General features: G+C 68.6%; 10 protein-coding genes and 1 pseudogene. 2 read left to right on the top strand and 9 right to left on the bottom strand.

Features of this window, described 5'->3' with window-relative positions; all coding sequences use genetic code 11:
- From AVL48_RS25435 to AVL48_RS25410, 6 genes are all read right to left on the bottom strand, one after another.
- Positions 1-1,290: solute symporter family protein (locus AVL48_RS25435; RefSeq protein ID WP_248846477.1), on the bottom strand; the 1,290-nt coding region annotated here is incomplete at its 3' end.
- Positions 1,287-1,628: a DUF485 domain-containing protein gene (locus AVL48_RS25430; protein ID WP_061982128.1), complete on the bottom strand. Its 342-nt coding sequence runs from the start codon at positions 1,626-1,628 to the stop codon at positions 1,287-1,289. The genes AVL48_RS25430 and AVL48_RS25435, both read right to left, overlap by 4 nt.
- A gap of 49 nt (positions 1,629-1,677) precedes the next feature.
- Positions 1,678-3,429 (bottom strand): sodium/solute symporter, encoded by a 1,752-nt coding sequence (locus AVL48_RS25425; RefSeq protein ID WP_061982127.1) that lies wholly within the window; start codon positions 3,427-3,429, stop codon positions 1,678-1,680.
- The gene (locus tag AVL48_RS25420) at positions 3,429-3,776 is read right to left on the bottom strand and encodes a hypothetical protein (RefSeq protein ID WP_061982126.1); all 348 of its coding nucleotides are present in this window, start codon (positions 3,774-3,776) and stop codon (positions 3,429-3,431) included. Before AVL48_RS25420 ends, AVL48_RS25425 begins: the two co-directional genes overlap by 1 nt.
- Positions 3,773-4,543 (bottom strand): LytR/AlgR family response regulator transcription factor, encoded by a 771-nt coding sequence (locus AVL48_RS25415; RefSeq protein WP_061982125.1) that lies wholly within the window; start codon positions 4,541-4,543, stop codon positions 3,773-3,775. The genes AVL48_RS25420 and AVL48_RS25415 overlap by 4 nt, the downstream gene beginning before the upstream one ends.
- Positions 4,540-5,586, bottom strand: coding sequence for a sensor histidine kinase (locus AVL48_RS25410; RefSeq protein ID WP_061982124.1), 1,047 nt, complete (start codon positions 5,584-5,586; stop codon positions 4,540-4,542). Before AVL48_RS25410 ends, AVL48_RS25415 begins: the two co-directional genes overlap by 4 nt.
- A 71-nt stretch (positions 5,587-5,657) precedes the next feature.
- On the opposite strand from AVL48_RS25410, the gene AVL48_RS25405 reads away from it, so the two are divergent.
- Positions 5,658-6,137, top strand: a complete 480-nt coding sequence (locus AVL48_RS25405) for a hypothetical protein (protein WP_082857761.1) — start codon at positions 5,658-5,660, stop codon at positions 6,135-6,137.
- 118 nt (positions 6,138-6,255) lie between these two features.
- Here the strand turns inward: AVL48_RS25405 and AVL48_RS25400 are convergent.
- The 3 genes and pseudogenes from AVL48_RS25400 to AVL48_RS25390 form a co-directional block, all read right to left on the bottom strand.
- Positions 6,256-6,420 (bottom strand): annotated as a pseudogene (locus AVL48_RS25400) (sugar ABC transporter substrate-binding protein); the annotation flags it as partial.
- A gap of 11 nt (positions 6,421-6,431) precedes the next feature.
- Positions 6,432-7,487 carry a class I mannose-6-phosphate isomerase gene (locus tag AVL48_RS25395; protein WP_061982121.1) on the bottom strand — a complete coding sequence of 352 codons (1,056 nt, stop codon included), beginning with the start codon at positions 7,485-7,487 and terminating at the stop codon, positions 6,432-6,434.
- Positions 7,484-8,470, bottom strand: a complete 987-nt coding sequence (locus tag AVL48_RS25390) for a LacI family DNA-binding transcriptional regulator (protein WP_061982120.1) — start codon at positions 8,468-8,470, stop codon at positions 7,484-7,486. Before AVL48_RS25390 ends, AVL48_RS25395 begins: the two co-directional genes overlap by 4 nt.
- Before the next feature lie 264 nt (positions 8,471-8,734).
- Here AVL48_RS25390 and AVL48_RS25385 point away from each other — a divergent pair, with 264 nt between their 5' ends.
- Positions 8,735-11,122: a GH92 family glycosyl hydrolase gene (locus AVL48_RS25385; protein WP_061982119.1), complete on the top strand. Its 2,388-nt coding sequence runs from the start codon at positions 8,735-8,737 to the stop codon at positions 11,120-11,122.
- The last annotated feature ends 14 nt before the right edge of the window (positions 11,123-11,136 follow it).

Raw genomic sequence — 11,136 nt, 5'->3', positions numbered from 1 at the left:
CGGCAGGTTCGCCGACGCCGCCACCGCGAACGCCAGCGCCACCAGGAACGCCACGTTCTGGTTCTTCGCGAGGATCCCGCCGACGATCGCGACCGCCCCGATCACCAGCGCGGTGATCCGCGCGACACGGACCTCGCTGTCGGCGTCGGTCTTCCCTTTCTTGATCACGTTCGCGTAGACGTCGTGCGCGAACGACGCCGACGCCGTGATCGTCAGGCCCGCCACCACCGCGAGGATCGTCGCGAACGCCACCGCCGCGATGAACCCGAGCAGGACCGGACCGCCCAGTTCGAGCGCCAGCAGCGGCGCCGCCGAGTTGGTCGTCCCCGGCGCCTTGGCGATCACGTCCGGGCCGACGAGCGCGCCCGCGCCGTAGCCGAGTACGAGGGTGAACAGGTAGAAGATGCCGATCAGCGCGATCGCCCAGACCACCGAACGGCGCGCGTCCTTCGCGGTCGGCACGGTGTAGAAGCGCATCAGGACGTGTGGCAGCCCGGCGGTGCCCAGCACCAGCGCGATGCCGAGGGAGAGGAAGTCCAGTTTGGTCGTGCCGGTCTTCCCGTACTGCTTGCCGGGGCCGAGCAGCGCTTCCCCGGTCTGGCCGCCCTTGTCGACGGCGGCCTGGAACAGGCTGGAGAGATTGAAGCCGTACTTCCCGAGCACCCACAGCGTCATCGCGAACGCACCGGCGATCAGCAGGACGGCCTTGATGATCTGGACCCAGGTGGTGCCCTTCATCCCGCCGATCAGCACGTACAGGATCATGATCACGCCGACGACGGCGATCACCAGGTCCTGGCCGAGGCTCCCCTCGATGCCGAGCAACAGGTTCACCAGACCACCCGCCCCCGCCATCTGCGCGAGCAGGTAGAAGAACGAGACGGCGAGCGTGGAGATCGCGGCCGCCGCGCGGACCGGCCGCTGCTTCATCCGGAAGGCCAGCACGTCGCCCATGGTGAACTTGCCGGTGTTGCGCAGCAGTTCCGCGACCAGCAGCAACGCGATCAGCCACGCGACCAGGAAACCGATCGAGTAGAGGAAACCGTCGTAGCCGTAGACGGCGATCGCACCCGCGATCCCGAGGAACGACGCGGCGGACAGGTAGTCGCCCGCGATGGCGACGCCGTTCTGCGGACCGGTGAACGCGCGGCCCGCGGCGTAGTAGTCCGACGCGGTCTTCGTGTTCCGGCTGGCCCGGAACACGACGAACAGCGTGACCAGGACGAAGAGTCCGAAGATGGTGATGTTGAGCGCGGGGCTGCTGCCCTCGACTCCGGCGGCGAGGGTCATTTCGTCTCCCTCTCGATGTCCGTGCGGATCTTCTCCGCGATGGGGTCGAGTTTCTTGTTCGCGTAGCGGACGTAGAGCCCAGTGATCAGGAAGGTCGATACGAACTGCAACAGGCCGAACACGAGTCCGACGTTGATGTTGCCGAAGAGCTTCGTGCTCATGAAGCCGTGTGCGTAGTCGGCGAGCAGCACGTAGAGCAGGTACCAGCCCAGGAACAGCGCCGACACGGGGAATACGAACCGGCGCAGCCGCGAACGCAGCTCTTTGAACTCGGCGCTGTCGTGGGCTTTGTCCCAATCCGTCTCGGGTGGACTGGGTGCGTCCGTTTCAGTGCTCATGGTGCTCTCCCTGCGCCGCGAGTGTGTTCCGCGCCACGTTAAGGAGAGGTCAGACGGACCGGAACCGTCGGCGGTTCAAACGCCTGCCGAGACGACGAACGGTCGACGAACGGTACTCGGACCACGACGAAGGGGTTTCGGCTGTGCGATCGTCCAGATGCAGCCGCAACATGGCGGCGGTTGACCAGGAAGGAGGCCTACCCCGTAAGGAAACCACGATCATTACGCCGAATGCCAGCGGAACCGACCACGGTGCGGGCTGAGACACCAAGATCGCGGGCAGACCGCTCAGCACGGGCCCGAACAGGGCCACGAGGATCGAGCTGGAAGACGCGACCAGTCCGGTGAGGACACCGCTGATCGCGCCGGCCGCGGTGAGCCGGTTCCACCAGATGCCGAGTACCAGCAAGGGACAGAACGTCGACGCGGCCACGGTGAAGCCCCAGGTGACGAGCACACCCGCGTCCAGCCTGGCCGACGGCAGCGCGAGCAGGACCATCACCGCCGCCGCCCCGAGGACCGACCAGCGCAGCCGCCGCAACCCGCCCGGCATCAAGTCGTGCGCGATGGCACCGGAGATCACCAACAGCAGGCCCAGCGACGTCGCGAGGAAGGCGGCGAACGCGCCCGCCGTCAGCAGCCCGGTGAACAGCGAACCGGCCCAGCCTTGGTCGACCTGCGACGGCAGCGCGACGACGACGATGTCCGTCGCGCCCGAGACGTACAGTTCGGGAACGAGCACGCGGCCGAGTACCCCGTAAACCCCTGGGAACAGGTAGAAAACGCCGAGCAGGGCGACGGTGATCGCCGCGGTCCGGCGGGCGGCGCGGCCGTCGGGGCTGGTGTGGAAGCGCATCAGGACGTGCGGCAGCCCCATCGTGCCGAGCATGGTCGCGATCAGGATCGCCCAGGTGCCGAGCAGCGGGTAGCCGTGGTCGCCGAGGTCGAGCAGCGGCCGCTGCCAGTCCGGACCACCCAGCGGGGCACCACCGCGGACGGCGGGAACCGGGGTGCCTTCGGCGAACTCCAGTACCTGGCCGCTCCTGGCGATCAGTTCTCCCGGCGGCACCACGTGTTTCTCCGGGGTGAGCAGCGTGGTCGGCTCGCGCAGGGTCAGCGTCACGTCGATCTCGAACGACAGCCGGGTGTCGCGGGCGAAGTGGGTGAACTCCACTGGATGCACCGACGCCGACCGCTCCTCCGGCGAGAGCTGAGAGACCAGCCAAATCGCGGGAATGAGGAACAGCAACAGTTTCAGCACGAACTGGAACGCCTGGACGTAGGTCGCCGCGCGCATCCCGCCGAGTGCCAGTGTCGCGCTGACCGCGGTGCCGGCGATGACGACGCCGACCCAGTACGGTGTCCCGCCCACCGCGGTGAGCACCAGCCCCGCGGTGCGGAATTGCGGTACCAGGTAAAGGGTCCCGATCACGAGGACGACCAGCGCGGCCAGACGGCGCAGGACGGGGGAGGCGAGCCGGGCCTCGGCGAAGTCCGGGACGGTGAGCGCGCCGGACCGTCGCATCGGCGCCGCGACGAGCACCAGCATCGCGATGTACCCCGCGGTGAACCCGACCGGGTACCAGAGCGCGCCGATGCCGTCCTTCACCACCAGTCCGGCGACCCCGAGGAACGACGCCGCGGACAGGTATTCGCCGGAGACCGCCGCGGAGTTGACCAGCGGCGAGATCCGGCGCGAGGCGACGAGGAAGTCGGACGTCGTCCGCATGGCGGCGACTCCGCGCAACCCGATGAGCAGGGTGATCAGGACGACGGGGGCCACCGAGAGCGCCGCGACCACTAGTCGTCCTCGATCTTTTCGGCCCGGCGCAGCTGCCACCACGACAGCAGCGCCATCGCCGGATACGGCAGGACCGCGATCATCAGCCAGGACAGCGGAATGTCCAGCAACCGCACCGAGTCCAGGCCGGGGAAGAGACCGAACACCAGCGGCAGACCGAACACCAGGCCGAACATCCCGGCCAGCGCGGGAAGCCCGCGACGCCGCTGGGCGCGATAGAGCAGGTCCGCGCGTTCGGCGTCGTTCACCGCCAGCCGGGGCACGCGCCAGCGACCGCGTGACCGGCGCCGCGAATGCGCGAGCCGGGTCTGCGGGCTGGTGACGGCCACCCGTTTGACGCGGCTCACGCGCGGTTCCCCCGGCCGAGGTCGCCGCGTTGCGCGGCGGCGAGCAGCCGGTCGCGCAGGTCGCGCGCGTGGCGGCGGCTCACCGGGACGTCACCGGCTTCGGTATGCGCTAGCAGCCCGCCGGTGGTGTCGCTGCGCAGTTCCAGCACCGCGTCGACGGCGAGCAGGAAGCCGCGATGCACGCGAGTGAATCCCGTTCCCTCCCAATACCCTTCGAGCCGGGAGAGGGGCATCCGCGTGACGTGGACGCCGGATTTCGTGTGGAGCCGGACATAGTCGCCGTGTGCCTCGACGAACTGGACGTCGTCGCGCCGGACGTACCGCGTGCGACCACCGGATTCGACCGGCAGCGCGGACATCGCGTCCGGCGCGGGTTTCTGCTCTTCGGCCTGGTCGCCCACCATCCGGACCACTTTGGACAGTGCGGCGGACAACCGCTCCGCGCGGACCGGTTTGAGCAGGTAGTCCACCGCGCCGATACCGTAGGCGGTCACGGCGTGGCCGTCGTGCGCGGTGACGAACACGAGCACCGGTGGTTCGCTGAGCCGCGCCAGGAGCGAGGCGAGTTCGAGCCCGTCGAGCCCCGGCATGGAGATGTCGAGGAAGACGGCGTCGAAATGACTGGCCTGCAACAGTTTGAGCGCGTTGAGCGCGTCACCGGCCGCGACCACCTCGGCGACTTCCGGCGCCTCGCGCAGCAGGCTGCACAGCTCGTCGAGGGCGGGCGGGACGTCGTCGACCGCCAGCACCCGCAGCCCGTTCGTCACGGCAGCACCCCCGGTTGGAATCGGGGCACGCGCACCACGACCCGGGTGCCCGCGCCGACCTCGGTCTCGACCGTCAGGCCGTACCACGGGCCGTAGACGCTGCGCAGCCTTCTGTCCACATTGGCCAGTCCGACGCCGCCGTCGTCACCGCGTCCGGCCAGGATCGCCGCCGCGCGGGCGGGGTCCATGCCGAGTCCGTCGTCCTCGACACTGATCACGCAGTCGTTCCCTTCCGCCATTCCCTGCACCTGGATGAACCCGGCCTCCGAACGAGGTTCGATCCCGTGCCGGATCGCGTTCTCCACCAACGGTTCCAGCACCAGATACGGCACCGCCACGGCCAGCACCTCCGGCGCCACCCGCACCTGGACCCGCAGCCGTTCGCCGAGGACCGCGCGCTGCAGCGCCAGGTAGGTCTCGATGGCGCGGAACTCCTCGGCGACCATCGTGTACTCGCCGTGCCTGGCGAGGCTGTAGCGGGTGTACTCGGCGAAGTCGAGCATCAGGTCGCGGGCGCGGTCCGGATCGGAGCGGACCAGCGAGGAGATCACGGTGAGCGCGTTGTAGACGAAATGCGGGGAGATCTCGGCCCGCAACGCACGCAGTTCCGCCTCCGCCGCCTGCTCGGCGGACGCCTCCAGCCGCCCGCGTTCGAGCGCGTGGACGACGAGTTCGGCGGCCTGGCGGGCGATGGTGTTCGTACCGCCCGCGACCAGGAGGACACCGGACAGTTCGTCGTCGACATGCAGCGGCAACGCCAGCAGCCCCGGCTCGGACACCGGCGTCTCGGAGTGGAGCACCTCGTCGAGCGCCGAGATGACGACGTCGTCGGCCGCGGGACGGCCGGACCAGATCAGCGAGCCGGACAGATCGGTGAGCCCGAGGCCCGGGACGCCGAACAGCCGGCGGAGACCGTGGGCCGCGTGACGGGTGCGGGGACCGGCGAGACCGTCCATGAGATCGTCGGCGACCCGCTGGGCCGCGGCGAGTACCGGCACCGGATCGGCGCTCGCCGCGGGGCGCCAGGGCAGACGGGTGGTCATCCGGCCTCCTCCGCGACGTCGAGGGCTAGATCCTAACGTCGGCGCGTGGTTTCGGCGGTTACGCTCCGGGCATGGTTGTTGGGGATGCCGTGGTGCTCCGCCTGGACATCGTGATGCGGCGGCTCGCGTGGGTGGGTTTCGGGGTCTTCGGCGGAGGCGGTGCGGTGGCCGTCGTCGTCTCGCTGTTTTCGCGCTCGATTCCCGGGGTGGTGTTCGGCCTGCTCAGCGTGGGGTTCGCGGGGCTGATCCTGCTCGGGCTCCGGCGGTCGGCGGGCTCGCTGGTGATTTCCGCCGCGGGGTTTTCGGTTCCGGGGGTTTTCGAGGTCCGGTGGACCGAGGTGACGCGGCTGCGGGTGCGGCGGGAGAAGCGGCGGGTGGGGCGGTGGATGCACTGGTGGCACTACCGGCTCGAGTGGACCGGGTCGGGACTGGATTTCCTTCTCGAAGAGGGTGAGTACGCGTACGCGCTGGGTCACCTGGGTGGGGGCTCGGCGCTCTACGCGGCTCTCGGGCGCTTCGCTCCCGCTGGGGTGGTCGAGCCAGCGGAGTGATGCGTGCAGGGAAACGCTGCAATGAAGGGGCCTTTCATCGCAAAATTCGCGATGAAAGGCCCCTTCATTGCACGCCCGCCCCCGCACGACGCAGGTGAAGACAGCGGCCCGAAGCGCGTCAGCAGCTCTGATTGGAGAAGTACTGCGCGTTCGCGTCCATGTTCGCCTTGGTGATGGAGTGTGGCGAAGCGGTCAGGTTGCGCGTGACCGGCTTGCCCTCCAGTGCCGCGATGGCCTGCTGCACCCCCAGCTGCCCGATGGCGGCCGGGTCCTGTGCGTCGAGCAGGAGTTCGCTCACGACGTCTCCCTCTTCTCCGGCGCCGGCGGCCTGCAGCGGATCACCGTGACTTCACCCTCCACAGTGGACTGACCGGCGTCGTGCGGGACCACGTAGGTCTCGCCCTTGCCCAGTGCGTACTCGCCGCCGTGTTCGGTGCGGAGCGTCCCCGAACCGTCCATCACCACCAGCACCGCGAACGACGGGTCCAGTGACAACGTTGTCGAGCTCCCGGAGGCGGCGGGACGGAGCCGATCGGCGCGGAAGTAGGCGTCGCTGCCGTCGGCGAGCAGGTCCACAGTGGACGCTTCGTCACCCGCGGTGCGTTTGACGATCGAGCCGAGCCGTTCTTCGTCCCAGCCCGAGGTGTCCAGTGTCTCGATGGCGGTTTCGAAGCCGATCCCGAGGTGTGCCTTCTCCGGGCTCGCCAGGAAGTCGCGCCATTCCAGGGTCAGTGAGAAGTCGGTCGGCTGCTGGAGTTCGACGACGAACACGCCCTCGCCGATCGCGTGCGGCAGGCCGGCCGGGATGTAGACCGTGTCGCCGGGCGTGACGGCCACGCTGTTCAGTGCTTCGAGCATGGCGGGCGCGTCCTGGGTGCGGGCCCACTCATTGACCGTCGCCTTGTCGACCGTCTCCTTGAAACCCGGATAGACCCGCGGGTCGTCACCGTAGGTCCCGACCACGATCCACGCCTCGGTCTTGCCGAAATGCGAGTCGAAATGCCGCCGGGCGAACGAATCCGACGGGTGGAAGTGCACCGGCAGGCGCTGTCCCGCGTCGAGTAGTTTCACCAGCAGGCCGGTCGAGTCGCCGAGCGCTTCGACGTGTTTGGCGCCGAGCCAGCCGACGGGGTTTTCGCGGACGGCGTCGCGCAACCAGACCCCGTCGGGGAGTTTGGTCAGGCCGTTGGTCTCCTGGCCGAACATCGTGGTGGCCGAGCCGACCCAGTCTTCGGGCCCGAACTTGGACTCCGAAGGGGCGCCTCGCAGTGCCGCGATGGCGTCGCCGCCGCGGTAGAACTGCGGCGGCTGGTTCGCCGGCAGGCGGATCGGTGAGAGGTGGCCGCTCATGACGGGGCGACCTCCCCGGAACCGCGGGCTACGAGATGCACGGGCAGAACTACCTTTCTCGGTGCGGATTGATCTCCCTGGACCCGGGCGAACAGCAGATCCGCCGCCGCCCGGCCCAGTGCGCTCACGTCGTGCGCGATCACGGAGACCGGCGGATCCAGCAGATCCGCCAGCTCGAAGTCGTCGAAACTGATCATCGCGGGACGCCGCCGCGCGTGCGCCAGCGCGCGCAGCAGGTGCACGGCGACCCGGTTGTTGCCCGCGATCACCGCGGTGGCCGGATTCGGCCCGGTGAGCAGCCGCCGCACGGCGTCGCCGACGCTTTCGGCCGTCGGTGTCCGCATCACGACCAGGCTCTCGTCGTAGGGGATCCCGTTGCGGACACAGCCTTCCCGGAAGCCGCGCAGCCGTTCGCCCGCGGTGAAGATGTCCGGGCTGTCGGCGAGGAAGGCGATCCGGCGGTGACCGTGTTTCGCGAGGTGGGCGACCGCTTCGATGGTGCCGCCGATGTTGTCGACCAGCACCGTGTCGGCCACGATGTCGCCGGCGGGCCGGTCGAGGAACACCACGGGGGTGCCGGCGCGCATCTCGGGCACCAGGTAGCCGTGCTGCATCCCGGCCGGGACCACGAGGATGCCGTCGACCCGGCGGGAGCAGAACTCCAGGACCAGCTCGCGTTCGCGGTCGGAGTTCTCTTCCGAAGAGCCCGTCAGCACCTGGCGTCCGAACGACGTCGCGATGCGTTCGACCGCCCGGTTGAGTTCCGAGTAGAAGGGGTTCCCGACGTCCTCGACGATCAGGCCGATCGTCCCGGTCGTCGAGCCGCGCCGCAGGTTCCGCGCGCCGAGGTTGCGCCGGAACCCGAGCTGCTCGATCGCCGCCATGACCCGCTCCGCGGTGTCCGGATGGACGGCCGGTTCGTCGTTCACTACCCGCGAGACGGTCTTGATGCTCACGCCGGCGAGCCGGGCCACGTCGCTCATCGTGGCCCGTCGGCTGGTGGTGCGGTGGCCGTTGTCCGGGCCGCTGGAAGACAACGTTGTCATAGTGGCCGGAATTGAACGCCAGCGACGCCGCCGTGTCAATGCCCGGTTCGCCTCGGTCCCGACTTCCGAGTTCGAACTGTTACGGCTCCCGGGGGTCTCTGTCCTGAATCGGACAGGGTCTGGCGAACCTCTTGACCGGGTGGTCGGTTCTTGTCGAAGGTGGGCAGGCAGCGACAACGTTGTCAGGAGGCGGCCTTTCCCATGCCTGCACGCACTTCGACCCGCGTCGCCGGGTTGCTCACCGCGCTCGTCGTCCCCGCCGGGCTGCTCACGCCCGTCGCGGCGGCCGCGCCCGGTGGCGACCCCGTGGACGCGGTCAACACCTTCATCGGCACCAAGGACGACGGCAACACCTTCCCCGGTGCCTCGGCTCCGTTCGGAATGACCCAGGTCAGCCCGATTTCCTCGCATTACGCCGGCTATCGCCACGACGACACCGCGATCCGCGGCTTCGGGCATTTCTTCCTGTCCGGCGCGGGCTGCTGGGAGCAGGGCGGCCTTGTGTCGACCCTGCCCACCACCGGCGCGGTCGGCCCCGGCGCGGCGTTCGACACAAGCAAACCGGAAACATTCGACCACAAGCGGTACGCCTCGCCGTACACGCACGAGGGCGAGGTCGGGAAGCCCGGCTACTACAAGGTCCGGCTCACCGGCTACGGCGGCGTCGACGCGGAGACCACCGCGACCACGCGGACCGGTGTCGAGCGGTACACCTTCGCGAAATCCGGTGACGCGAACGTGTTCGTCAACGTCGGGCAGGCCAACGACAAGGAGCCGGTGACGGCGAGCCAGGTCCGCGTCGTCGGCGACCGGACGGTCGAAGGGATGGTGGAGTCCCAGGCGTTCTGCGGCGGGAAGCCGTACAAGACCTGGTTCACCACGACGTTCGACAAGCCGTTCAAGGCGTTCGGCACCTGGTCGCCGACCGGCGGCACTCCCGGTTCGAAGGAGTCCTCCGGAGGCGAGGGGCTACGTGGCGCATGGCTGACCTTCGACGGCGGGCAGGTCACCGCGACGACGGCGATCTCCCATGTGGACGCTTTCGGTGCCCGGCTCAACCTCGCGTCGGAGAAGAACCGTTCGTTCGACGCGGTCCGTGACGGCGCTCAGCGCGCCTGGCGCAAGGAATTGTCCTCAGTGGACATCCGCGGCGCGGCGAAGGACGACCGCACGGTGTTCTACACCTCGCTCTACCACGCCCTGCTGCAACCGTTGACCGGCAACGACGCCGACGGCCGCTACCGCGGGTTCGACGACAAGATCCATCGCGCGCTGGGCTGGACGTACTACGAGTTCTTCTCGTTGTGGGACACCTATCGCACCCAGAACCAATTGCTCGCCTTGCTGCGGCCGTCACGGGCGAAGGACGTCGCGAAGTCCGTACTCGCGATCCACGACCAGGGCGGCTGGCTGCCGCGCTGGGCGTACGCGAACCAGGAGACGAACACGATGACCGGCGATCCGGTCACGCCGTTCCTGGTCGATCTGTGGCGGTTCGGTGCGCTGTCCGGACAGGAACTTAAGGCGTACCAGACACTTCTGCAGAACTCGCGGGAGATCCCGCCCGCGTCGTCACCCTTCCAGGGGCGGTCGGGCAACGCGAGCTATCAGAAGGACGGGTTCGTCCAGTACGACAAGGACTTCCCGAAGAAGGGTCAGGACACCGACCCGAACCACGGCGCTTCGGCCACTTTGGAATACGCGCTCGCGGACTGCTCGCTGTCCATCATGGCCGCCGGGCTCGGCAAGAAGGACGACGCGAAGGCCTTGGCGGATAAGGGGCGAAGCTATCGCACGCTGTGGGATCCGTCGGTGACCGACCGCGGCTTCGCGGGGTTCTACCGGCCCAAACTCGAAGGTGGCGCATGGTTCAGCCCGGCGGGTAAGCCCTTCAACCCGCAGAGCCAGGACGGGTTTCACGAAGGCACGTCGTGGCAGTACCAGTGGCTGACCCAGCAGGACGTCCCCGGTCTGGTCGACCGCATGGGCGGCAAGGAGAACGTCGGCAAACGGCTCGACGACTTCTTCGCCTACAGGGATCTGATCAAGGATCCGGCGAAGACCGTGCGCGAGGAATGGGTCGTCGGCCCGTACAACTACTACAACCAGTTCCGCTACAACCCGAACAACGAGCCGGATCTGCACTCGCCCTGGATGTACACGCTGACCGGGCAGCCGTGGAAGACCTCGGCCGTGGTGCGTGCCGCGCACACGCTGTTCACCAACGCGCCGAACGGCGTCACCGGGAACGACGACCTCGGGACCATGTCCGCGTGGTACGTCTTCAGCGCGCTGGGGTTGTATCCGGCGGTGCCGGGCACCGGGCAGTTCGTGCTCAACGCGCCGCGGTTCGAGAAGTCCGTGCTGCATCTGCAGAACGGTCGCGACGTCACGATCAAGGCCGACGGCGCCGACGCGTCGAAGCTCCAGTACGTCCGAGGACTGGGATCGGGGTCACAGCGGGCGTATGTCGGGTTGGAACAGTTGACACGGGGGACCACATTGGACTTCCGCCTCACGGACGACCCGGCGAAGACCACCTGGGCGACCGGGCCCGAAGGGGCGCCGAAGTCGCCGTGCGCAAGGTGATCCGACTGGTTTAG

This window comes from Amycolatopsis regifaucium (genome assembly GCF_001613935.1).
GTDB lineage: Bacteria > Actinomycetota > Actinomycetes > Mycobacteriales > Pseudonocardiaceae > Amycolatopsis > Amycolatopsis regifaucium.
Note: the sequence above shows the minus strand (reverse complement) of the source record. Positions and strands in the feature narration are given on the sequence as shown.